Source organism: Kribbella sp. VKM Ac-2566, assembly GCF_004366005.1.
Classification (GTDB): Bacteria; Actinomycetota; Actinomycetes; order Propionibacteriales; family Kribbellaceae; genus Kribbella; species Kribbella pratensis.
The window spans coordinates 459,889-481,613 of the sequence record NZ_SODT01000013.1; the positions used below are offsets into that span (position 1 = coordinate 459,889).

The 21,725-nt window shown below is 69.2% G+C and carries 24 protein-coding genes; 9 read left to right on the plus strand and 15 right to left on the minus strand.

Annotation, left to right across the window (positions count from 1 at the left end; genetic code table 11):
* The first annotated feature begins 19 nt into the window (after positions 1-19).
* Positions 20-406, plus strand: coding sequence for a hypothetical protein (locus EV647_RS32955; protein ID WP_134009943.1), 387 nt, complete (start codon positions 20-22; stop codon positions 404-406).
* On the opposite strand, the gene EV647_RS32960 is transcribed toward EV647_RS32955, so the two are convergent.
* The 6 genes from EV647_RS32960 to EV647_RS32985 form a co-directional block, all read right to left on the minus strand.
* Entirely contained in the window at positions 384-956 is a 573-nt protein-coding gene (locus EV647_RS32960) for a GNAT family N-acetyltransferase (RefSeq protein WP_134009945.1), read from the minus strand. The two genes, EV647_RS32955 and EV647_RS32960, sit on opposite strands and share 23 nt — an antisense overlap.
* Complete coding sequence (locus tag EV647_RS32965; protein WP_134009947.1) at positions 953-2,557, minus strand: ATP-dependent DNA helicase RecQ; 1,605 nt, start codon at positions 2,555-2,557, stop codon at positions 953-955. Before EV647_RS32965 ends, EV647_RS32960 begins: the two co-directional genes overlap by 4 nt.
* 34 nt (positions 2,558-2,591) lie before the next feature.
* Complete coding sequence (locus EV647_RS32970; RefSeq protein WP_134009949.1) at positions 2,592-3,167, minus strand: dihydrofolate reductase family protein; 576 nt, start codon at positions 3,165-3,167, stop codon at positions 2,592-2,594.
* A gap of 91 nt (positions 3,168-3,258) precedes the next feature.
* Positions 3,259-3,999, minus strand: coding sequence for a class I SAM-dependent methyltransferase (locus tag EV647_RS32975; RefSeq protein WP_202876382.1), 741 nt, complete (start codon positions 3,997-3,999; stop codon positions 3,259-3,261).
* A 111-nt stretch (positions 4,000-4,110) separates the two neighbouring features.
* Entirely contained in the window at positions 4,111-4,755 is a 645-nt protein-coding gene (locus EV647_RS32980; RefSeq protein WP_166680482.1) for a VOC family protein, read from the minus strand.
* Positions 4,756-4,795: 40 nt separating this feature from the next.
* Positions 4,796-5,617 (minus strand): Fpg/Nei family DNA glycosylase, encoded by an 822-nt coding sequence (locus EV647_RS32985; protein ID WP_238177508.1) that lies wholly within the window; start codon positions 5,615-5,617, stop codon positions 4,796-4,798.
* Between the two features lie 34 nt (positions 5,618-5,651).
* Between EV647_RS32985 and EV647_RS32990 the strand changes: the two genes are divergently transcribed.
* Both EV647_RS32990 and EV647_RS32995 read left to right on the plus strand, forming a co-directional pair.
* Complete coding sequence (locus EV647_RS32990; protein ID WP_134009953.1) at positions 5,652-6,326, plus strand: transglycosylase SLT domain-containing protein; 675 nt, start codon at positions 5,652-5,654, stop codon at positions 6,324-6,326.
* 11 nt (positions 6,327-6,337) lie between these two features.
* Entirely contained in the window at positions 6,338-6,967 is a 630-nt protein-coding gene (locus tag EV647_RS32995) for a DUF1684 domain-containing protein (protein WP_202876383.1), read from the plus strand.
* On the opposite strand, the gene EV647_RS33000 is transcribed toward EV647_RS32995, so the two are convergent.
* Positions 6,947-7,375 (minus strand): hypothetical protein, encoded by a 429-nt coding sequence (locus tag EV647_RS33000; protein ID WP_134009955.1) that lies wholly within the window; start codon positions 7,373-7,375, stop codon positions 6,947-6,949. The genes EV647_RS32995 and EV647_RS33000 overlap by 21 nt on opposite strands.
* A 1-nt stretch (position 7,376) precedes the next feature.
* Positions 7,377-7,886 carry a DUF2231 domain-containing protein gene (locus EV647_RS33005; protein ID WP_134009957.1) on the minus strand — a complete coding sequence of 170 codons (510 nt, stop codon included), beginning with the start codon at positions 7,884-7,886 and terminating at the stop codon, positions 7,377-7,379.
* 109 nt (positions 7,887-7,995) lie between these two features.
* Between EV647_RS33005 and EV647_RS33010 the strand changes: the two genes are divergently transcribed.
* A complete protein-coding gene (locus EV647_RS33010) occupies positions 7,996-8,718 on the plus strand; it encodes a metalloregulator ArsR/SmtB family transcription factor (protein ID WP_134010401.1) in 723 nt (240 codons plus the stop codon).
* Here EV647_RS33010 and EV647_RS33015 read toward each other — a convergent pair.
* Positions 8,686-10,839 (minus strand): DEAD/DEAH box helicase, encoded by a 2,154-nt coding sequence (locus EV647_RS33015; protein ID WP_238175059.1) that lies wholly within the window; start codon positions 10,837-10,839, stop codon positions 8,686-8,688. The genes EV647_RS33010 and EV647_RS33015 overlap by 33 nt on opposite strands.
* 266 nt (positions 10,840-11,105) lie before the next feature.
* Between EV647_RS33015 and EV647_RS33025 the strand changes: the two genes are divergently transcribed.
* Positions 11,106-13,475 (plus strand): phosphoketolase, encoded by a 2,370-nt coding sequence (locus EV647_RS33025; protein ID WP_238177509.1) that lies wholly within the window; start codon positions 11,106-11,108, stop codon positions 13,473-13,475.
* A gap of 64 nt (positions 13,476-13,539) precedes the next feature.
* Positions 13,540-14,019 (plus strand): hypothetical protein, encoded by a 480-nt coding sequence (locus EV647_RS33030; RefSeq protein ID WP_134009961.1) that lies wholly within the window; start codon positions 13,540-13,542, stop codon positions 14,017-14,019.
* On the opposite strand, the gene EV647_RS33035 is transcribed toward EV647_RS33030, so the two are convergent.
* Genes EV647_RS33035 through EV647_RS33050 form a run of 4 tightly spaced genes read right to left on the minus strand, consistent with a single transcriptional unit; the run spans position 14,004 to position 16,718 of the window.
* Positions 14,004-14,633 carry a UdgX family uracil-DNA binding protein gene (locus EV647_RS33035; RefSeq protein WP_134009963.1) on the minus strand — a complete coding sequence of 210 codons (630 nt, stop codon included), beginning with the start codon at positions 14,631-14,633 and terminating at the stop codon, positions 14,004-14,006. The genes EV647_RS33030 and EV647_RS33035 overlap by 16 nt on opposite strands.
* Positions 14,633-15,295, minus strand: a complete 663-nt coding sequence (locus tag EV647_RS33040) for a DUF6766 family protein (RefSeq protein WP_134009965.1) — start codon at positions 15,293-15,295, stop codon at positions 14,633-14,635. Before EV647_RS33040 ends, EV647_RS33035 begins: the two co-directional genes overlap by 1 nt.
* 29 nt (positions 15,296-15,324) lie before the next feature.
* On the minus strand, positions 15,325-15,807 hold the full coding sequence (locus EV647_RS33045) for a vitamin K epoxide reductase family protein (protein ID WP_238177510.1): 483 nt from the start codon (positions 15,805-15,807) through the stop codon (positions 15,325-15,327).
* 2 nt (positions 15,808-15,809) lie between these two features.
* On the minus strand, positions 15,810-16,718 hold the full coding sequence (locus EV647_RS33050) for a DUF929 family protein (protein ID WP_134009967.1): 909 nt from the start codon (positions 16,716-16,718) through the stop codon (positions 15,810-15,812).
* Between the two features lie 176 nt (positions 16,719-16,894).
* On the opposite strand from EV647_RS33050, the gene EV647_RS33055 reads away from it, so the two are divergent.
* Positions 16,895-17,521, plus strand: coding sequence for an SAM-dependent methyltransferase (locus tag EV647_RS33055; RefSeq protein WP_134009969.1), 627 nt, complete (start codon positions 16,895-16,897; stop codon positions 17,519-17,521).
* On the opposite strand, the gene EV647_RS33060 is transcribed toward EV647_RS33055, so the two are convergent.
* Positions 17,496-18,641, minus strand: coding sequence for an MFS transporter (locus tag EV647_RS33060; RefSeq protein ID WP_238177511.1), 1,146 nt, complete (start codon positions 18,639-18,641; stop codon positions 17,496-17,498). The genes EV647_RS33055 and EV647_RS33060 overlap by 26 nt on opposite strands.
* Positions 18,642-18,724: 83 nt before the next feature.
* Between EV647_RS33060 and EV647_RS33065 the strand changes: the two genes are divergently transcribed.
* Together EV647_RS33065 and EV647_RS33070 are read left to right on the plus strand one after the other, a co-directional pair.
* Positions 18,725-19,591, plus strand: a complete 867-nt coding sequence (locus tag EV647_RS33065; protein ID WP_238177512.1) for a diiron oxygenase — start codon at positions 18,725-18,727, stop codon at positions 19,589-19,591.
* Complete coding sequence (locus tag EV647_RS33070; RefSeq protein ID WP_166680483.1) at positions 19,588-20,835, plus strand: FAD-dependent oxidoreductase; 1,248 nt, start codon at positions 19,588-19,590, stop codon at positions 20,833-20,835. The genes EV647_RS33065 and EV647_RS33070 overlap by 4 nt, the downstream gene beginning before the upstream one ends.
* Here EV647_RS33070 and sigJ read toward each other — a convergent pair.
* Positions 20,798-21,685 carry an RNA polymerase sigma factor SigJ gene (gene sigJ / locus EV647_RS33075; protein ID WP_134009973.1) on the minus strand — a complete coding sequence of 296 codons (888 nt, stop codon included), beginning with the start codon at positions 21,683-21,685 and terminating at the stop codon, positions 20,798-20,800. The genes EV647_RS33070 and sigJ overlap by 38 nt on opposite strands.
* Positions 21,686-21,725: the final 40 nt, after the last annotated feature.

Below are 21,725 nucleotides of genomic sequence, written 5' to 3' on the forward strand. Positions count from 1 at the left end.
GAGTAGTAGGGTCGCGAGCATGGACGGCGACGCGCGGGTGCTGGTGATCGGTCTCGACCCGTACCGGGTTCCCGGGCCGTGGGATCCGGAGCCGGTCGCGACCGGGATTCAGGTCGGGATGGCGGACTTCGCCGCGCACGGCGTCGGCGCACAGACGTGCCTTGTCGGGCTGGACGGCAGCGACGACATCGAGGCGGTGGTGAGCGCGGCGCTTGCGGCACAGCCGTGGGAGTGCGTTGTGATCGGCGGCGGGATCCGGAAGAACGAGGAGCAGCTCGGGCTGTTCGAACGGATCGTCAACCTGACGCGGCAGCATGCCCCAGGCGCGGCCATCGCGTTCAACTCCAGGCCCGACGACACGTACCAGGCGGCCGCGCGCTGGCTCAGCGGAGATCGAGACGCATGAGGATGCGGGGATGCCCGGCGAGGGTCGACGTGGTGTCGGCGGCCTTCGTGAAGCCGGCGTGCTCGAAGTTCTTGCGGATCCCGGCGTACGCCATCGTGAGATCGACCTTGCTGTCGCCGTTGTCGAGCGGATAGGCCTCGACGACCGGCGCCCCGTTCTCGCGCGCGAACTCCACGGCGCCGGCGATCAGCGCGTGCGAAATCCCCTGGCCGCGGTGCCCCGGGCGCACCCGGATGCACCACAACGACCACACCGGCAGCTCGTCCACGTGCGGGATCTTCCGGTTCCGGGCGAACGTCGTCTCCGCGCGCGGCGCGATCGCGGCCCATCCGACCGGCGTGTCACCGTCGTATGCGAGCACGCCGGGCGCGGGCGTCGCCTGACAGAGTTCCTCGACGTAGGCAGCTCGCGCCGGGCCGCGCAGCGAGTTGTTGAGCTTGGACGGGATCCGATAGCTCAGGCAGAAGCACACGTTGGACGTCGGCGACTTCGGCCCGATCACCGCCCGCACATCCTCGAAGACACTGGCAGGGCGTACGTCGATACTCATGGAGCGACCTCGGCTTGCAGGAGTTGGTTGTGGACCATGAACGCCGTACGGAGTTCCTTGTAGCCGACGCGATCGAACAGGACCGTCATCGTGGTGCCGTCGTAGTGCTCGACCAGACCGGGGCCGAACGCGCGATGGACGACCCGGCTGCCGACTGGGAACGGCTGGTCCTCGGGTGGCGCCGCGGTACGGCCGGCGAGATCGTTGTCGCAGTTGCCGCACGGGCCGTCGTACCGTTCGCCGAAGTAGCTGAGCAGCCACTCGCGCCGGCAACCGCCGTACTCCGCGTACGCAGCCATCATCTCGACCCGGGATCTCGCGACCTCGCGACGATCGTGCTCGACGGCCGACGCCGCGGCGACGGCCCGGTCGACGTCGACTCCGCGGGCCAGGTGGAACTGATGGCCGACAGCAACGACCCGGGCGTCGGTCAGCCGGCCCAGCGCGCGCTCGACCCGGGCCGTGCCGAGGCCGGAAGCAGAGGTCAGCGCGGCGATGTCCTTCGGATGGTGTTCGCGGATTGCGGTGGCTACCGCGAGCAGGTCGGCGTCGGTGACGCCGCCGGACGCGAAGAAGCGGTTCAGCCCCAGGTCGGCATGCCGGAAGAACAGCTCGATGTCGGCCGGTTCGCCGTCGCGGCCGGCGCGGCCGATCTCCTGGTAGTACGCGTCCACCGACGACGGCGCCTCGACGTGGCTCACCCAGCGGATGTCCGGCTTGTCGATGCCCATCCCGAACGCGATCGTCGCGACGACGACGCGGCACTCGCCGTCCAGGAAGGTGTCCTGCACCTCGCGGCGTTGTTTCGCGGGCAGGCCCGCGTGGTACGCCTGGGCAGCGACGCCGGCCGTGTTCAGTTCGTGCGCGAGGTCCTCCGCGTGGCGATGCGTGCCGACGTACACGATGCCCGGGCCACGCGACGACCGGACGTGGCTGAGCAGCCGGCGGTTCTTGGTGTCGTCGTCGGCGAACGTGAACACGGCGAGGTTGAGGTTCGGGCGGTCGAACCCGCCGACGACGACAGCCGGGTCGTTCATCTCCAGGCGATGCACGATCTCCTTGCGCACCGGCGGCGCGGCCGTCGCCGTGAGCGCGAGGATCGGCGGTCGTCCCATCGCCCGGACCGCGGCGGCGAGACGGAGGTAGTCGGGCCGGAAGTCCTCACCCCACTCGCTGACCAGATGCGCCTCGTCGACGGCCACCAGCGTCGGCCGGGACGCGGCGAGCAGTTCGAGTACGTCGGGATGCGTGAGTTGCTCGGGGGACAGCAGGACGAATCCGGGCCGGTCGTTCGTCAACAAGTCACGGGCGGCGCGGCGGCCGGCGTGGTCGGTCGCGTTGAGCTCCGCAACCTCGACGCCGGCCGGACGCAACGCCCGCAACTGATCGCGCTGCAACGCCACGAGCGGACTCACCACCACGGTCACCCCGCCGAGCGCCAGCCCGGCCAACTGATAGATCGCTGTCTTCCCGGTTCCGGTGGCCAGCACCGCGAGGACGTCCCGCCCGCCGACCACACCCCGTACGGCGTCCTCTTGTCCCACTCGCAGTGTCTGGAATCCCAGCCGCGCCCGAGCAAGAGCCAGCACGTCAACGGACATCGCGTGCACCCATGCCCGAACGGTAGTACAGCGGTCAGTGCTGCACGGCGTACACGAGCTTCTGGATGCCGTTGGAGTAGGACTCGCTCGAGGTGAGGGTGAGGTTGAGCTTGTCGCGGTCGGCGTCACTGAAGAGCCGCTTGCCGGCGCCGAGCAGGACGGGGAAGACGAGCAGGTTGTACTGGTCGATCAGGCCCGCGTCCGACAGGTTGCGGTTGAGGGTCGCGCTGCCGTTGATGATGATCGGGCCGCCCTCGGTCTCCTTCAGCGCGGCGACGTCGTCGAGGGAGCGGAGGATGGTGGTCTCGCCCCAGTTCGACACCAGGTCGCTGTCCTGGAGGGTGGTCGAGACGACGTACTTCGGCATCGCGTTGTAGCCGGCGAACTCCACGGTCATCCCCGGCCAGACCGGCGAGAACGCCTGGTAGCTGACCCGGCCGAGCAGAAGCGCGGTGGCCTCGGCCTGCTCTTCGCCCTTGAGCGCGTACGCCGCCTCCTCGAACGCGATGTCCTTGAAGGTCCAGCCCGCGTTGCGGTAGCCCGCCTCGCCGCCGGGCGAGTCCACGACGCCGTCGAGAGAGATGAACGCGGTGGTGATGAGGGAACGCATCTGGTGCTCCTTGGTCAAGTGGTGTGTGGTGCTTGTGCCTGAGCGTCGTCCGGGTCGCGGCGGATACGACATCCGTGAAATGTGACGCCGGTCACTTCGCGGTGACGATCCAGGCGGCGGAGTCGAACAGGATGCCGTCACCGCGGTCGTGCGCCGCGAGCATTGCACGCAAGTCGGCCCGAGCGCGCTCGGCGTCGGCCGGGGACAGCTCCGCTAGCAGTGCCAGCGGTTCGCGGAGCTGGAGCAGGTTCTCGTACGCCGTCTCGACGTCGGGACCGTAGTACAGCTGTTCACGCACCGCGGCAAACGTCACCTCGCCGAAGCCCGCAGCCGTGAGGATGCGCCGCGCGACGTCCGGATCCCCGAGCGAGAACGGCGAATCGTCCCGCGCCGTCGCGTCCCCGCCGATCGTCGTTGGGATCGCCTGTGCCCATTCGTTCTCCGCTCGCGCCTGCCAGACCATCGCGACGAGCCGGCCACCAGGTCGCAACGCCCGCCGCAAGTTCGCGAACGCACCCACCGGATCGTCGAAGAACATCACCCCGAACCGGCTGATGCACACGTCGAACGACCCCTCCCCGAAGTCGTACGTCGCCGCGTCCGCGAGGAGATAGCTGATGCGTTCCTCCGCCGTACGCCGTCGCGCCTGCTCGAGCATCCGCTCGGAAACATCCACCCCGACCACATGCCCCCGCCCAGCATCCGCAGCCGCCTCCCGCGTCGTCTGCCCGCCCCCACACCCGACATCAAGCACCCGATCCCCGTCGCGCAGCCCCCAGGCGCCCCGAAACCGCCCCTGCAAGAACCGCATCTCGCCGTCGTAGTCGAACACGCCCCCAGGCTAGGACCTCAACTGGAGATAGTCCCCGGTCACTGGAGACAGGCAATAGCAGGTCCCGACTCCCCATGGCCTATCCCGTGTCCCCGGATCGTGGTTCGGGAGTCAGGCGGCGACGAAGGTGACTGGGGTGCCGTCGGGGTCTTGGGTGTCGGCGGCGGGGGCCGCGGTGGTGAAGGCCAGGTGGGCGATGGTGGCGGCTGGTGGTGGTGCGAGCTTGAGGGTGTCGGGGCCCAGGCGGAAGGTGTCGTCGGATACGCGTTCCATGCCGAGGTGGGTGCCGTAGAACTCGGCCGCTGCCTCGAGGTCGGGTGCCGCGACCGCCACGTGCGCGAAGCCGAGCACCGGGCCCGTCGTGATCGGCGGGACGCGGAACTCTTCCGAGCGCTGGAGCAGTTCGACGCGGACGCCGTTCGGGTCGGACAGAAATGCGAGCCGGCCCTGCCCGCTCCCGGCCACGCGGGGCGACGAGAGCTCGGCGTACCCGAGGGCCATCAGCCGGGCGTAGTCGCCGTCGAGGTCGTCGGTCATGAAGCCGATGTGGTTCAGCCCGTACGTCGCCTGCGGGTCGGGCTGCTCGTGGTGAAGCAGCTCGACCAGCCCGGTCGCGAGCTGGATGTGGACCCGGTGGACGCGCGGACCGGGCATGAACAACCGGTCGACCACCTCCGCCCCGAGCCTGCCGTAGAACGACAAGCTCGCCTCGAGATCCTGCACCCGGCCGCCGACATGGTTCAGCTCGTAGATCACTCCACCACCGTAGCAAGCGCTTTCCGAACGTGCGCTCCGCTCAGCGCGCCTGGCAGAGCCGGCACCACGTCGTACCGCGGCCGCCGACGCGGGCATGCGAAAGCGTCGTACCACATCGCGGACAGGAACCCGACGGATCGTCGCGCCGGCCGGTCAGCCACGTCGGACGCGGCGGCACCCGGCCCGCGCGGACGGACTGCCGCAGAACGGTCCGCATCCTCGCGTGCAAGCGGCGGATGTCGGCGGCATCCAGTTGGGTGCAGGCCCGGCGCGGGTTGATCCGGGCTCTCCAGAGGATCTCGTCGACGAGCAGGTTGCCCAGGCCGGCGACGACGGATTGATCCATCAGTGCCGGCTTCACCTGCCCGCGACGATCGGCGACGCGATCGCGGAGCTCAGGCGCGGTCAGGTCGGCCGCGTCGGGACCGAGCTTGTCGAGCACGCGCTCGATCGCTGCTTGGTCAGGTGCGTAGCGCAGGCCGTGCAGCTTCCGCATGTCGCGAAGACGCAGTTCTCCCTGCGCGAAGCGGAACACGACCCGGTCGAAACGGTGCCGGTCCGCATCCGTCGCCCAGTGCAATGAGCCTGTCATCCCGAAATGCAGCAGGACTGCGGCCTGCCGGCGGGACGGCGTGAGCGGTACGACGAGGTGCTTGCCGTGCCGCCATGGTGGACGGAACTGGTGGCCGGCCAGTGCTCGGTGCAGCTCCGGCCCGGTCACGCCGCGCAGTACGCCGGCATCGAGGACGTCGACCCCACGGATCCGGCGACCGACGGCGTGGTCGGCGAGGACCCGCCGGAAGCCTTCGACATCGGGCAGTTCGGGCACGGTCTCGCAGTACCCGATTGCGGACCGCTGCACGCGTGGCGCTGAGCTGTAGGTTTGAGGAGTGCAGGTGGCGAAGCGATGGGCGTGGGTCGCGGTCGGGGTGCTGGTGGCGGGGGTGTGGGCGGCCTGCTCGGACGACAACAACGACAACGCCGACAAGCCGGCGTCGACCCCGAAGCACTCGACTGCCACCAAACCATCCACGACGAAACCGCCGACGAAGCCCACAGCGACGAGCACGAAGCCGTGGTACGACGACTACGATCCGGCGCACTTCGCGTCCGACGTACGGCGGTACGCGAAGCAGGCTGGGATCAACCCGCAGTTGCTGATGGCAATCTTGTACAACGAGTCGTACAAGCCGCATGATCCGAAGTTCGAGCGGCAGTGGGCGGAGGTGGACTCCGATCCGGCGTTCGGGATCGCGAACATGCACAAGCCCGCGTTCGACGAGACCAAACGCGGCCGGGACTTCGCGAAGCGGAAGTGGGAGGAGCTGCCCGACAACCCCGCGCTGGCGATCCAGGCCGCGGCCTGGCACCTGCACGACCTCGCGAAACGGCTGCCGAGCAAGCGTGCCGATCTCTACACCAAGGACGAGTTGCTTGCCCTCGGCTACAACGCCGGCGGCGGCAACATGCGGATCTTCGCCCGCGGCCGCAAGGCCGGTTCGCAGGCGCAGTCGTACGTCGACCGCCTGCACGACAACTGGGCGAAATCCGCCGAAGCGCTGAAGAGCTGACAGGAGACGCTGTGAACCAACGGAACTTCGGGGCACCCGCGCTGGCCGTCGCCGACTGGCGACGACAGGTCTTCGCGCTCTACCGGGACATCCGCGCCGAGAACGATCCAGCCACCGCCCACGCCCAGTGGCAAGCCGGCCGCAACGAGCTGCTGGCGAACCACCCCGCCTCACCGGTCCCGCCGGAACAGCGCGCGACGTACGCCGGCGCGCCCGTCGCACCGTACCGCACGGACTTCCGTTTCGAGGCGACGATCGAGACGGACGTGAAGCCGTTCAGCTGGGAGTTCCAGTCCGCGACCGACGGCGTGATCCCGTTCTCGCGCGTCGGCGTACTGCAGTTGCCGGTGGGTGACCTGGACGTGTGGTGGCTGGAGTCGTACGGCGGCGGCCTGTTCGTCCCGGTGAAGGACGCGCTGGCCGGTACGTCGACGTACGGCGGAGGCCGCTATCTGATCGACACGGTGAAAGGCGCGGACCTCGGCGGGGACCTTGACGAGTTCGTCGTCGACCTGAATTTCGCGTACAACCCGTCCTGCGCCTACAGCCCGGAATGGACCTGCCCGCTGGCACCGGCGACCAACGTCATCGGCGCCGAGTTGCCGGTAGGCGAGTTGACGTCAGCTTCCACCGACCTCTAGCGCGGTCAACAGGACCAGAACAACGGTCGTGACCGCGAACAGGCCGTGGCCACCCACGACTGCGACGGGGAAGTGCCGTTCCGGAGCATCGGTGCTGGTCGCCACGGAGCCGGCGGATGTGCGGGAGCGATACGTGGGCAACCACCGGGCCAGCATGGTGAAGCCCAGTGCCGCCACCGGCACGAGAAGAACGAACGCGGTCCACGCCAGTGCGTCGTTGTCCACGATCACGTAGAAGATCCACACCACCAGACCGGCCGCGGCCAGGGCGAAGTGGCCGAAGATCAGGGCCGGCGGGAACCGGCTCGCGCTCGGCTTGCGTGGACCGCCGTTGCTGATCCAGGTGTAGAGCAGATAGAAGCCCCCGAGCGCGGTGATCAGCCAGGTGATCAATGCGGCGATAGCCATGTCAGCTCCTCGGTTCGAAACCTTCCGCCTGGTCCTGCTCCTCCGCGACCCGGACGCCGTACCGGAACGCCAGCTTGCCCCCGAGGTAGCCAGAGATTCCCAAGGCCACCAAACTGACGCCCGACAGCACGACCGGCCCGATCGCGACCTGGTCCTCCTCGCCGTGACGCCACCAGGCGTTTGCCGCGTACGCCAGGGTGATGGCGACGTTCAACGTGAGGTGGATCAGCCCGGTCCGGAACGCTCGTGTGCCGCTCGGAAGGGTGAAGAAGTCCAGCAGCCCGACGCTCGCGGCCGCCAGCGCGCCGACGATGCCGATGACGATCAGCCACTCCGAGGAGCGGACCAGGTACGACGCGTCCGACGCCGCGCGGGACCCGATGTCGAAGACGAAGCTCGCCACCCAGGCCCCGATCGGAATCGTGACCAGGACCGGATGGAACGGGTGACCGTACGGGCCCGTGAGCAGTGCACTCACCGGGCGCTTCGCCGCCGTCTGCCGATCGGACATCGGGCCTCCTCATTTCACCAATTGAGTTTGGTCTTATTCATCAGGTTCGGTCAAGATCTCGCGGGTTTCCGGGTTTTCGCCCATCGGGGTGTCCGTTATGGTGAGCAGGGTGAACGACGCGGCGATCGTGGCGCTGGCGGCGCTCGGCGACGAGTCGCGACGCCGGATGTTCGAGTTCGCCCGGCGGGCCGGGCGGCCGATCAGCCGCGACGACGCTGCGGCCGAGGTGGGGATCTCGCGGAAGCTGGCGGCGTTCCATCTCGAGCGGCTGGTCGAGGCGGGGTTGCTGCGGTCGCATTTCGAGCACGTCGCCCGGCTGCGGAAGGTGGGCCGGGCCCCGAAGCTGTACGAACCGGTGGGCACCGACCTCAGGGTGTCGATCCCTCCGCGTCAGCCGGACCTGCTCGCGGAGATCCTGCTCGACGGCGCACTCAGCGACGAGCCGGTCAGCCCCCTGGAATCGGCGCGCCGGGCCGCGTTCCGTCGTGGCGAGAGACTGGGCGAACAGGAGCGGGCGCGGTCCCGGCCGGGGCGGCTGAGCGCCGAGCGGGCGCTGACGTTGTCGGAGGCAACTTTGTCGGGCGCCGGCTTCGAGCCGGTCCGGCCGCGGCCGGGGTGTGTGCGGTTGCGCAGCTGCCCCTTCCACCCGCTGGCGGAGGCGCAGCCGGAGGCAGTGTGCGGTTTCAACCACGCCTTCGTGTCCGGCCTGTTGTCCGGTCTGGAGGCGAACACTGTCGAGGCGGTCCTCGACCCCGACGGCGGTGAGTGCTGCGTGGAGATCACCGCCGCCGGAATTGCGTCAGACCGTGGCTTCGAGGGCTCGGGTCAGTAGGGCGGCCAGGGCCTCGAGCTGGAAGTCGGCGGAGGAGCCGACCTCTTCGTCGGAGCCGTCGAGGGCCTTGGCGGCCAGGCCGGCCTTGGCGTCGATCAGGTCGGCCACCCGGGTGTCGATGGTCTGCGCGGCGATGATCCGCCACGCGGTGACCGGCTCGTCCTGGCCGATCCGGTGCACCCGGTCGATGGCCTGGGTCTGCTCGGCGTTCGTCCAGGACAGCTCGGCGAGCACGACGTTCGACGAGACCTGCAGGTTGAGGCCGACGCCGGCGGTCAGCAGCGAGCAGACCGCGATGGACACCTCGGGATCGTTGACGAAGGCATCGATGTTCTTCTGCCGGGTCCGTGCGGTCTGGTCGCCGCGGATCGACGAGTACTTGATGCCGCGCTCGGCGAACAGCTCCTCGGCGGTGTCCATCACCTCGATGTGGCGGGCGAAGAACACCACCTTGCCGACGTTCTGCGCGAGCTGTGCCGCGTAGTCGGCGGCCAGCCCCGCCTTCGCCTGACCGATCCGGCGGAACAGGCTGAACACGTTGTCGCCGGTCTTCTTGTTCGCCATCTCGGCCCGCTCCCAGCCGGCCACCTGGCGGACCAGGTCGTGGTCGATACCGTCCACGACGATGCCCAGGCGACGGGTCTCGAGGGCGGTCCGGTACCGCTCCACGAGGCGGTCCGCGAGCTCCCGCTCGGCGGCCCGGATCGAGCGCCCGGCGGCACCGTCGAGCTCGACCGGGAGGTCGGCGATCCGGCGGGCCGGGATGTCCGCGGCCACGTCGACCTTGCGGCGCCGGACGATCCCCATGTCGATCACGCTGGCCCGCGCGGCCGCGTTGAACCCGGGGTCGGCCGGGGTCAGGTCGGTCGCGTCGAGCTTCTCCATCAGCTCGGCCCGCGGCGCCTTCTCGTCGATCCAGCCGAGGAACTCCCAGATCGCGGTGAAGTCCTCGATCGAGTTGATCAGCGGCGTACCGGTGAGGGCCATCAGCAGCGGCCGGGCGGTCCGGCTGCGGATCCGGTTGGACAGGTCGAGGACGTTGCGGGACCGCTGCGACTTCTTGTTCTTGATGAAGTGCGCCTCGTCCACGACCATGCCGCGGAACCCGAGGTCGCCGAGCCAGCCGACGTGCCGGTCGAGGATCTCGTAGTTCACGACCACGATGTCCGCGAATCCGTCGATCGTGTCGCCGTCGCCGTGGATGACGGTCGGCGTACGGCGGGGTGTCCAGAGGCCGGCCTCGCGGGCCCAGTTCGTCTTCACGACGTTCGGCACGACGACCAGCAGGGGATACGCGTCGGCGGCCTGCGCGGCGAGCAGTGCCTGGGCAGTCTTGCCCAGGCCGGGTTCGTCGGCGAGCAGGAACGTCCGGTGGCCCTGCGCCGCGGCTTCGATCAGCCCCGCCTGGTGCGGCATCAGTTCGAGGCCGCGGCGGCGGAGCGCGTCGATGCCACCGGCCAGCTGGAGCGACTTCGGCTCGGGCAGATTCATGGTGGCCGAGGCCGCCGCGTGCTCGAACGAGCGCAGCAGCGGCCCGATCAGCTCCCAGCCGCCGAGCCGGCTCGGCTTGGCCGCGCGGGCCGGGGCGTTGGAGAAGTCCGGGGCGAGGAACGGGTTCGCGAGCTGCCGCGCCACGACCGCCTGCGGCACCACCCGACGGGTCTGCGTCTCCGGGGGAGCGGCGGGTTGCTCCGGCTCCGGCTCCTCGGGCGCCTCCATCCCGGCGTCCTCCAGCATCTGCCGCCGGAGCGCGGCCGCGGCCTCGGAGATCACCGCGTCCTCGGCCAGCAGGCCGAGCAGCGAGGGCTCCATGGCGGCGGTCTTCGCCAGGATCGTCGCGATCCCGTCGAGCCGCCGGAGCTGCTCGGTGCGGTACGCCTCGGTGGCGGACTCGGCGCCGTTCACCCGGGCCCGCTCCTCGCGGACCAGCAGGGCGACGACCTGGAACTTCGTCCGGGTCGACGGCTTGATCGCAGCGCGGGTGACCGCGGCCTCGACCTCCCGGACGGCCTGTGCGAGGACCTGGATCAGACCGTCGGACTCACCGTCACGGACGCGACGCCGGCGACGGGGAGCGGAACGGGTAGCGCCGGGCTGGCGCTGACCTCGTCGGGCCAACATTTCCTCCTGTGTCGTGCCACGGCGGAGCCGTGACGGAATACCGGACCACGCGGGGACCGACCCGCCGACGGGGCGCGACCCCGTGACGTACCCAATGACGTGCAGAGGGCCGTTCAGAGGGTCCTCCAGGAACACGGCTCAGAATGCACCGCTCCTGTGTGCGCGATCGAGATCCCATGCTACCCGCACTCGGCCGAATGTTGCAGACCGGCACCGGGTACCAGCCCGGAACACGAAGAACTTCGCCGATCTTCGAAGGGCCCACCGTGGAGCAGATCGAGACCAAGGCACTGCGCGACGACGAGTTGCGAAGGATCGACGCGTACTGGCGCGCGGCCAATTACCTGTCCGTCGGCCAGATCTATCTGCTCGCCAATCCGCTCCTGCGGGAGCCGCTGCGACCGGAACACATCAAGCCGCGGCTGCTCGGCCACTGGGGGACGACGCCCGGGCTCAACCTGATCTACACGCACCTGAACCGGGTCATCAGGCAGCGGGACCGGGACATGTTGTTCGTGACCGGCCCTGGACACGGCGGGCCGGCGTTGGTGGCGAACACGTGGCTGGAGGGGAGCTGGACGGCGGCGTACCCGAACACGACGCGGGACGAGGCCGGGATGGGGCGGCTGTTCCGGCAGTTCTCCTTCCCGGGAGGTATCCCGAGTCACGTGGCGGCGGACGTGCCGGGCTCGATCAACGAGGGCGGCGAGCTCGGCTATTCACTCAGTCACGCGTACGGCGCTGCCGCCGACAACCCGGATCTGGTCGTGGCCTGTGTCGTCGGCGACGGTGAGGCCGAGACCGGTCCGCTCGCGGCGTCGTGGCACTCGAACAAGTTCCTGAACCCGGCGCGCGACGGCGCCGTACTGCCGATCCTGCACCTGAACGGCTACAAGATCGCCAACCCGGCGTTGCTGGCGAGGATCGGTGACGAGGAGCTGACCGCGCTGATGCGGGGATACGGGTACGAGCCGTACCTGGTCGACGGCGCCGAGCCGGCCGAGGTGCACCAGGCGCTGGCGGCCACGCTGGACCGGTGCCTGGACCGGATCGACGAGATCCACCGCGAGGCACGGTCCGCGGATCAGGCACCCGCGCGCGCCGCCTGGCCGATGATCGTGTTGCGTACGCCGAAGGGATGGACGGGTCCGCGAACGGTCGACGGCGAGCAGGTCGAGAACACGTGGCGATCGCATCAGGTGCCGCTGTCCGGCGTCCGCACGAACGAGGACCATCTGCGTCAACTGGAGGACTGGCTCCGCAGCTACCGGCCGGAGGAACTGTTCGACGAGCAGGGCCGTCCTGTCCCGGAGCTCCTCGAGCTCGCACCGGGTCCGGAGCGGCGGATGGGATCGAGTCCGCACGCCAACGGCGGTGTGCTGAGCCGTGACCTCGAGCTGCCGCCGGTGGAGGAGTACGCCGTACCGGTGAAGGTGCCCGGCGCCGAGGACGGGGAGCCGACGAAGGTCTTCGGCGCGTTCCTCCGGGACGCCTTCCGGCGGAACCCGGACAACCTGCGGCTGTTCGGCCCGGACGAGACCGAGTCGAACCGTTTGAGCGCGGTCTACGAGGAAACCGGGAAGCGGTGGCTCGCCGAGCGCCGGGACACCGACAACCACCTCGCACCGGACGGCCGCGTGCTGGAGATCCTCAGCGAACACACCTGCCAGGGCTGGTTGGAGGGGTACCTGCTCACCGGGAGGCACGGTCTGTTCTCGTCGTACGAGGCGTTCGTCCACATCGTCGACTCGATGGTCAACCAGCACGCGAAGTGGCTGAAGACGATCAACCGCCTCGAGTGGCGGCGGCCGGTCCCGTCGCTGAACTACCTGCTCACGTCGCACGTCTGGCGGCAGGACCACAACGGGTTCTCGCATCAGGATCCGGGGTTCATCGATCATGTGGTGAACAAGAAGGCCGAGGTCGTCCGGGTCTACCTGCCGCCGGACACGAACACGCTGCTGTCCACGATGGACCACTGCCTGCGGACGCGGAACTACATCAACGTCGTGGTCGCCGGCAAGCAGCCGCAGCCCAACTGGCTCGACTGGGACGAGGCGGCGGTGCACTGCGCTCGAGGTGTCGGCGTGTGGGACTTCGCGAGCAACGACGAGGGCGACCCCGATGTGGTGATGGCCTGCGCGGGCGACGTACCGACGATGGAGACGCTGGCCGCGGTCGACCTGCTCCGCGAGCACCTGCCGGACCTGCGGATCCGGGTCGTGAACGTCGTCGATCTGATGCGGCTCCAGGACGCGACCGAGCATCCGCACGGGCTGCCGGACGCGGAGTACGACGCGCTGTTCACCACGGACAAGCCGGTGATCTTCGCGTACCACGGCTATCCGTGGCTGATCCATCGCCTCACCTACCGGCGGCACGGTCATGCCAACCTGCACGTCCGCGGCTATGTCGAGGAGGGTACGACGACCACGCCGTTCGACATGGTGGTCCGCAACAACCTGGACCGGTACCACCTCGCGATGGACGTCATCGACCGGGTGCCGTCGCTGCAGTCCCGCGCAGTGTCGACGCGGCAGTACTTCGCGGACCAACGCACCCGCCATCGTGCCTACGTCACCAGGCACGGCGAGGACCTGCCGGAGGTCCGGGACTGGCGCTGGTCAGCCGGGTAGCTCGACCGCGACTGCGACGCGGCCGGCATCTACAGTGGCATCGGGTCCTAGCTTGGGAGGGCGAATGGCAGAGGATTCGCATGTGCTGGAGGCCGGGCACGCTCCGACGCCGTTCACGGCCGCCGAGATCCGGGACGCGACGACGGTGGGGAAGTCCATCACGCGCCGCGTCGAATCGGTCGGCGCGGAGCCGTTCCTGCTGATCAGCACGTACGTCGAGTGCGACGAGTCCGGCGCCACGCTGGAACGTTCGCAGCGGTCGCTCGACGGCGCTCCGCTCGGCGAGCCGCAGGTGATGAAGACGACCTGGCTGGACCTGCAGCGGCACGCCTCGTTCACGGCCGACGGTACGACGATCGAGCCGGAACGGATCGAGACCGCGATCGGCGCGCTGGACTGCCTGCGCTACACCGTGCGGGACGGCGGGACCGACGAGATCTTCTGGTTCGCGACCAGCCTGCCCGGCATGCCGATCCAGCAGCTGACCCGGACCGACGGGCGGATCGTGGCATCCGTCTCCGTGGTCGACTACACGGCCTCCTGACCGAGCAGGTCGACCGCGACCCGGAGATCGTCGACGAAGCGTTCGAAGTCGCGCCGGAACTCCTCGGACCGAACCACAGATGACGGATGCACGGTGGCCACGGCCGGCAGGCCGCTCGGCAGCTCCACCCGTTTGCCGCGCTCTTGCGTCACGCGGAAGGTGGAGCCCAGGAGAGCCTTGGCCGCGACCGAGCCCATCACCACGACCAACGAGGGCTTCACGATCTCGAGCTCGCGGCGCAACCAGGGATGGCATGCCGTGATCTGACTGGCAGCGGGCGTCTTGTGGATCCGTCGCTTCCCCTGCCGTTCGAACCGGAAGTGCTTCACGGCGTTCGTCAGATACACCTCCGACCGCACGATCCCGGCCTCGGCCAGCGCCTTGTCGAGCAGATGCCCGGCCGGACCGACGAAGACGTGCCCTTCCTTGTCCTCGTGGTCGCCGGGCGTCTCGCCGACGAGCATCATCCGCGCCCGCACCGGTCCTTCACCGGCGACGGCCTGCTCGGCGTCCTGCCACAGGTCGCAGCCGCGGCAGTTGCCGAGCTCCGCGCGTACCTTCCGCATGCCGCCCTGCTGCGGCACCCACTTCTCGGCTCCGGGATGTTTGGTCATCAGCCGCCCGTTTCGGAGTGCGGCGCGTGCACCGGTTTGGACTGCGCCGAGCGCCGCTGCCGCAGATAGATCGACCCGCCGATGATCGCCGCGACGGCCAGGAACTCGCTCTGCCAGTTCTGCAGCGACTCGTACCAGAACTGCGAGGTCCCGAGATACTGCCAGGTCGTCACCGCCGTGCCGCCGTGTTGCAGCTCCTCCTCGCTGTACGTCGCCGCGCCGGTTGCCGCGTGCAACCAGAACGACAGCAGGAACACCAGGCCGAACGCGATCGCCAGCGAGTTCTCGTACAGCCTGAGAATCAGCTCGGAACCGTGCCGTACCGGCCACGGCGCGGTCCGGTCGGACCGATGGTCGCGGGGATCCTCGTCCTGCGGCGCCGGCTCGTCGATGGGCCGGGACTCGGCCGAGCCCTTCTGCACCAGGTACGCCGTGAGCAGGACGTACATGAACATCTGCAGGAACTCGGACTCCCAGTTCTCGAACACCGCCTCGCCGAACGACGACGAGCCGACGTACTGCGCGAACGTCTGCGGCGCCTGGCCGTGCTCGGTGAGCTCGGAGTTGTCCTGGGCGTGGCCGACGACTGCCAGGCCGATCAGGAAGCAGAAGAACAGCACCAGGTTTGCCAGCAGTAAAGCCCGCAGTCGTAGCCATCGCATGCGGCTCCAGTACCCGCTGCGACGCTATTTCATGACGCGGGCGGGACCAGGGCCAGGCGGATGATCACCAGCGCGAACAGAACCAGCGTCAGAGCGTGAACGACCGTGCACCACAGGCAGATCGCGTTGATCTGGAACAGTTCGGCCCAGATCAGGTAGCAGACGAACACGACTCCGGTCAGTACGCCGGCCAGCCGCAGGCGGCTCGGCCACGGTGACGACGTACGCCACATCTGCGGCACCGAGAGGGCGGTCATGCCGGCGAAGAACGCGAGGCCGAGCAGCGCGACCGGGATCCCGAAGACGTTCGAGTACTGGCTGCTCGTCACCTTGGCGCAGTTGACCACCCCGGTGTCCGGGCACGCGAGCGTGGTGCCGGCGGTGAAGTGCTCGTAGGTCAGGTACGCCGCCACCGCGAGACCGGCGACCGACACCACCAACGTGGCCCAGGGGATCCAGCCCAACGAGGTCCGGGACGGGTGTTGTGCGGTTTCGGTGCTTGAACTAGGCACGCTCAGCCCTTCGCCGCGCCGAGCTTCGCCGCCGCCGCTGTCACCGCGTCGGTCGAGCAGACCTTCGCCGGCTGGTTGTTCGTCAGCTTGCAGATCGCTGCCGTGTACACGTTCGCGGAGCCGTCGACCGCCTTCGCGATCGGGCTCGACGGGTCCTTGAGCGCGTCCGCGATCTCGGTCTGCGTCTTACCGGCCAGCAGATCCGGGCTGTACGTCGCCCCGGACCCGACGTACTTGCCGCCGAGATCGATGAACGGGATCGAACCGTCGCTGTCGACGTACGGCGGCTTGTTGTACGTGTCGAACGTCTTCTGGTCCTCGGCCGTCGGGGTGTCGAGCGGCTTGTACCCGTTCCCGACCATCTCGTTCGTGGTCGTCTCGACGCCCGTGAACGCGAGGTACTGGCTGGTGTACGTCGCTCCGTGGAACGACAGCGTCGGCGTGTTCGGGAAAACGTCCTCGGACGCGGAATGCGTCGTACCGAGGTTGCTGAACGTCCCGAACCGGGACAGTGCGACGGTGACCGGCCAGCGCTCCGCGGCGCAGTACGGGCAGAACTCGGCGCCGATGTAGAGCACCTTCGGCTTCCCGTCCGCGGTCAGCGCCGGCGCCGTGATCGCCGACGGGGCGGCCTTGACCTCACTGGTGCCGACCGCGGCGAACGTCGAGTCGGGGATCGAGGAGAGCGCGGTGACGAGACCCGCGTCGGCCGCGCCGCTCGGACCGGTCGCGGTCTTCTTGCCGCCGCCGACCAGCCGGATCGTCACCAGGCCGCCGACGATCACCACGACCAGGACGACCGCGCCGACCGCGAGCAGCAGGCGCCGCCGCCGCTCCGCCTGCTGCTGGGCGGCCAGCTGCGCCGCGATGCGCTCGCGGGCCGCAGCCTTCTGTTCGACACGCCGTGCCATGACTCTCCTCTGATCGCGCGCAGGCTCCTGAAGGACAACTATCCATCGCCCCCGGAAGTTCCTGCCTCTCCGTCACCGAGAGATTACAGATCGCGCGCGTTGTCACCGGACCTGGGGAGGATTCCTTCCCGGATCGGGCAGGAAAACCTCCCCAACACCTGTCTAGGCTGCGGGACATGGACTGGCAGGCGTGGCACACGAAGTACGACGATCCTGAATCCGCACTGTCGCGGCGGTTGGAGGCGGTGCAGGCGCAGGTACGCGCGGCACTGGATCGAGCCCCGGCGGGTCCGGTTCCCGTGATCAGCCTTTGCGCGGGGCAGGGCCGAGACCTCATCGACGTACTGGAGGACCATCCGCGGCGTGGCGACGTACAAGCGCGGCTGGTCGAGCTCGACTCTGAGTTGTCGGCGTTTGCCCGCGAGCGGGCGAGCGGTCTCGATCAGGTCGAGGTGATCACGGGCGACGCGTCGCTGACCGATCAGTACGTCGGTATGGTGCCGGCTGAGCTGGTTCTGCTGTGCGGGATCTTCGGCAACATCACGTCCGCGGACATCGAGCGCACGGTCGCGACGACCCCGCAGCTCTGCCGCACCGGCGCGACGGTGGTCTGGACGCGCCATCGCGACGAGCCGGACCTGGTGCCGACTGTCTGCGACTGGTTCGAGGCGCGCGGCTTCGAGCGGGTGTGGGTATCCGCTCCGGAGGCCGATTTCGGAGTGGGCGCGCACCGATTCACCGGCGTACCGGAACCACTGGTGACAGGGCAGAGGCTGTTCAGTTTCGTGCCGGGCGCAGCATGAGCAGCCCGAGCGCGAGGAGTACGGCGAGGGCGAGATAACCCACATCGAGTACGGCGACTGTCGCGACCGTGGCGACGAGCAGCGGACCGCCTGCATCGCCGAGTTCGCGTCCGAGCTCGGCGGTGCCCATGGTCTGGCCGAGTCGCTCGGGCGGCGTACTAGCGGCCAGCGCCGCGAACCCGAGCGGTGTGATCACACCCGTGCCCGCACCGATCAACGCGGACGCGATCAGCAGGAACGCAACGCCGGGCAACGCGGCGCAGACGAAGCCGACCGCTGCCAGACCCAACCCCAGTGCGATGCCGGTGCTCGTCGTCAGCTGGCCGGCGTCGAGTGCGCGGCCCGTCCGCGGTTGCACGACCGCCGCAGTCGCCGCGAGCAATGACACGGCCGCGCCGGTCGCGATCGTGCCGAGCCCGTCCGCCGCGCCGGTGACCGGCAGGAACCCGACACCGACCGACAATGCCGCCGTCGCAGCCGCGAGCGCCGTGGTGGGGCGCAGGAACACCGGGTCGGTGATCCGCCGCGCAAGATCCAGCAGGGTCTGCCGGGTCCGCGGCAACGGCGGCACCGCAGGTACGGCGATGAGTGCCCAGACGGCAACGCCGGCGGCGAGAACAGTCATCACGCCGAACAACAACCGGAACCCGCCGAGCCACACCAACCCACCACCGAGCAATGGCCCGGCCGTGTACCCGATGCTCTTGTAGAACCCGTAGCTACCGAAGGCGCGCCCGTGCTTCGCCGATGGATTCAACCGGGCAACCAACGCCGAGGCGGCGGGGGAGAAGGCCGAGGCCGCCGCACCCTGTCCGAGGCGCGCAACCCACAACCAGCCGGGCCGGTCCACGAGCACATAGGTTCCTGAGGCAATCGCGAAACCGGCGAGTCCGAACAGCAGCATCGGGCGCGCGCCGATCCTGTCCGCGATCGTGCCGAACACCGGTTTCAGCAGCACCTCCGCCCCGTCGTACAGGGCGAGCAGCAAACCGAGCGTGAGGAGCGACGTGACGGCGTCGGACGAGGAGGCGCCGAGGTTCGCCGCCACCGCGTGCGCGCCGAACGCGGTCGTGAACCCGGCCGCGTACAACGGCGACATCGTCATCGCTCGATCCGTCACAGGGAGGAATGTAGTCCTCGACAGGATTTGAACCATCGAGTATGTTACATAGACGATGTCATATCGACTCGGAGGTGTGCTCGATGGACAAGACCGCTGAGCGGTTGCTGGGGTCGGCGAGCCGGTTGTCCCGGGACCCGGAGACCGAGATCGACTGGGACGCTCCGGTCGGCGACGGGTACGGGATGTCGCCGGAGTGGAGCACGCTCTACGGGACGCCGTACTGGGACGAGCTGACCGAGACGCAGCAGCGGGAGCTGACCCGGCACGAGTCCGCGTCGGTGGCAACGACCGGGATCTGGTTCGAGATGATCCTGCAGCAGATGATCCTCCGGGACGTGTACGACAAGCCGCCGCGGAGCGCCGAGTTCCAGTGGGCGCTGACCGAGATCGCCGACGAGTGCCGGCACTCGATCATGTTCGCTCGGGCGACCGAGCGGATGGTCGAGCCGGCGTACCGGCCGCGGCTGCTCGCGCGCGAGCTCGGCCGGATGTTCAAGACGGTCGCGACCGGTGAGACGGCGTACGCCGCGATTCTGGTGGCCGAAGAGGTACTGGACGTCATGCAGCGCGACTGGATGCGGGACCGCCGGGTCGAGCCGCTGGTGCGGACCGTGAACCACATCCACGTGGTGGAGGAGTCGCGGCACATGGTGTTCGCGCGTGAGGAGACCCGTGAACGGCTGGCCGGCGCGGGGCGTGCGCGGCGCTGGGTGAGTGCGCTGGTGATCGCGATCGCCGCCGACATGATCGTGTCGAGCATGGTGGGTCGTGAGGTCTACGCGAACGTCGGGCTGGACGCCGAGCGCGCCGTCGGCGAGGCGCGGCGCAACGAGCACCACCGGTCGTTGCTGCGGACAAGCTGCGCGAACCTGATGGACTTCCTCGGATCGGTCGGGCTGCTGACGCCCGCGGCGGCCCGGGTGTATCGGCGGACCGGTCTGCTGTGAGTTATGTGATCTCGGGGGAGTGCTGCTCCGACGCGAGCTGCGTCGCGGTCTGCCCGATGAACAGCATCCACCCGTCGCCCGGCGAGCCCGGGTTCGGCGCCGGGGTGAGTCTGTTCGTCGATCCGCGGACCTGCATCGACTGCGGGGCGTGCGCCGACATCTGTCCGGTCGACGCAGCGCAACCGGCCGACCAGGCGGCGCCTCAGGACGTGCAGTGGAACGCGGCGTACTTCGCGGAACGGGAGCCGCTCGAGGCGACGGACCTGGACAGCTGGGAACCGCCGTCGTACCAGGTCTGGGGCGACGGTCCGCGCCGGGTGCTCGTCGTCGGCGCCGGACCGGCCGGGATGTACGCGACGCGCGAGTTGTTGCTGCGGACAACGGCCGAGGTGACGCTGGTCGACCGGAGTGACCGGGTCGGCGGCCTGGTGCGGTTCGGTGTCGCGCCGGACCACCCGCGGACCAAGCAGATCATCGACACGTTCGAGCGGATCGTCGGGCACTCCCGGGTGCGCTGGCTGCCGGGCACCGACGCCGCTTCGATGACCAGCGGGTACGACGCGGTGATCCACGCGGTCGGAGCGCGCCGCAGCCGGCGGCTCGGGATCATCGGCGAGGAGGCGGCCTGCACCGCCGAAGACTTCGTTGCCTGGTGCAACGGGCGTCCCGGTGCGTCGCTGCCGGTCGAGCTGAACGGACCGCGGGCAGTCGTGGTCGGGAACGGGAACGTCGCGATCGACCTCGCGCGGATCCTGCTGAGCGACGAGGAACGCCTGCGCTCGATGGACGTGACCCCGGAGGTACGTCGCACGCTCGCGGCCAGCGGGATCAAGGAGGTCGTGCTGCTCGGTCGGCGCGGACCCGAAACCGCGGCGTACACGGAAACGGCGTTGCAGGAGTTGCTCGCCGCGGCCGGCGACCGGGTCGAGCTCCGGTACCACGCCCGGCCGACCAGCTGGACGTCCGACGGGCTGACGCTCGACTCCGGCGAGACGATTGCGGCGGGCAACCTGTTCACCGCGATCGGGTTCGAGGGCCAGGCGATCGACGGGCTGCCGTTCGACGCGGAGCGCGGGATCGTCCCGAACGTCCGCGGCGCCGTCGTCGGCCGGTCCGGTCACTACGTGGCGGGCTGGATCAAACGCGGCGCTCGCGGTGGGATCGGCGTCAACAAGGCCTGCGCCCAGGAGACCGTGACGACGCTGGTCAGCTCTTCCAGGGCTGCAGCTTCTCCGGGTTCCTGATCGCCCAGATGTTCGTGATGTGGTCGCCGGCCACGTCGAACGCGATCACGGTCTCGACGACACCTTCGAACTCGATCACCAGCCCGGGCTGACCGTTGACCGTGCGCTCGATGAGCGTGCGGCCGAGGTTGAACACCGGGAGATCGGCGAAGTACTGCGCGACGTCGGTGCCACCGTGCACCGGCGCGAGCGAGGCCTTCACGATGCCGCCACCGTCGGCGACCGCGGTGACCTCGGGATCGAGCAGATTGACGAGGGCCGCGATGTCGGTGGCCTCCCAGGCCGCCTTGAACTCCCGCACCAGCTCCGCCCGCCGCGCCGACGGCGCCGCGGGGTGCTCGGCCTCCCGGATCCGGCGCCTGGCCGACGAGGCCAGCTGACGGCACGCCGCCGGTGTCCGCCCGACGATCTCGGCGACCTCCGGGAACGGGTACCGGAACACGTCGTGCAGGATGAACGCGACCCGCTCGGCCGGCGTCATCGCGTCGAGTACGACGAGGAACGCCATGTTCACCGACTCGTCCAGCGTCACCCGGTCCGCGGGGTCGGCGGATCCGGTGTTCCACTCGGTGGTTTCGGGCAGCGGCTCAGGGATCCATTCGCCGACGTACCGCTCCCGCCGGGCGCGGGCGGACCGCAGCAGGTCGAGGCAGATCCGGCTCGCGACCTTGGTCAGCCACGCAGCGGGGTTGTCGATCGCCTGCTGCTCGTCCGGGGTCATCGCGTACCAGCGCGCGTACGTCTCCTGGACCACGTCCTCGGCGTCGGCCAGCGACCCCAGCAGGCGGTACGCGAGATTGATCAGCTGCCGCCGCTCGCTCATGATCGCGCTCAGGCCCGGGTCACTCATGTCGGTCCTCTCCTCGTTCATACCTGGTACGACGGAACAG

Bases quoted from the DNA above. Each gene is read 5' to 3' on its own strand.
- EV647_RS32955 (WP_134009943.1), top strand. From the start codon at position 20: ATGGACGGCGACGCGCGGGTGCTGGTGATCGGTCTCGACCCGTACCGG.
- sigJ (WP_134009973.1), bottom strand. From the start codon at position 21,685: ATGAGTGACCCGGGCCTGAGCGCGATCATGAGCGAGCGGCGGCAGCTG.
- EV647_RS32970 (WP_134009949.1), bottom strand. From the start codon at position 3,167: ATGCGTTCCCTCATCACCACCGCGTTCATCTCTCTCGACGGCGTCGTG.
- EV647_RS33005 (WP_134009957.1), bottom strand. From the start codon at position 7,886: ATGTCCGATCGGCAGACGGCGGCGAAGCGCCCGGTGAGTGCACTGCTC.
- EV647_RS33055 (WP_134009969.1), top strand. From the start codon at position 16,895: ATGGACTGGCAGGCGTGGCACACGAAGTACGACGATCCTGAATCCGCA.
- EV647_RS32965 (WP_134009947.1), bottom strand. From the start codon at position 2,557: ATGTCCGTTGACGTGCTGGCTCTTGCTCGGGCGCGGCTGGGATTCCAG.
- EV647_RS33030 (WP_134009961.1), top strand. From the start codon at position 13,540: ATGGCAGAGGATTCGCATGTGCTGGAGGCCGGGCACGCTCCGACGCCG.
- EV647_RS33035 (WP_134009963.1), bottom strand. From the start codon at position 14,633: ATGACCAAACATCCCGGAGCCGAGAAGTGGGTGCCGCAGCAGGGCGGC.
- EV647_RS33065 (WP_238177512.1), top strand. From the start codon at position 18,725: ATGGACAAGACCGCTGAGCGGTTGCTGGGGTCGGCGAGCCGGTTGTCC.
- EV647_RS32960 (WP_134009945.1), bottom strand. From the start codon at position 956: ATGAGTATCGACGTACGCCCTGCCAGTGTCTTCGAGGATGTGCGGGCG.
- EV647_RS33040 (WP_134009965.1), bottom strand. From the start codon at position 15,295: ATGCGATGGCTACGACTGCGGGCTTTACTGCTGGCAAACCTGGTGCTG.
- EV647_RS33050 (WP_134009967.1), bottom strand. From the start codon at position 16,718: ATGGCACGGCGTGTCGAACAGAAGGCTGCGGCCCGCGAGCGCATCGCG.
- EV647_RS33015 (WP_238175059.1), bottom strand. From the start codon at position 10,839: ATGTTGGCCCGACGAGGTCAGCGCCAGCCCGGCGCTACCCGTTCCGCT.
- EV647_RS33000 (WP_134009955.1), bottom strand. From the start codon at position 7,375: ATGGCTATCGCCGCATTGATCACCTGGCTGATCACCGCGCTCGGGGGC.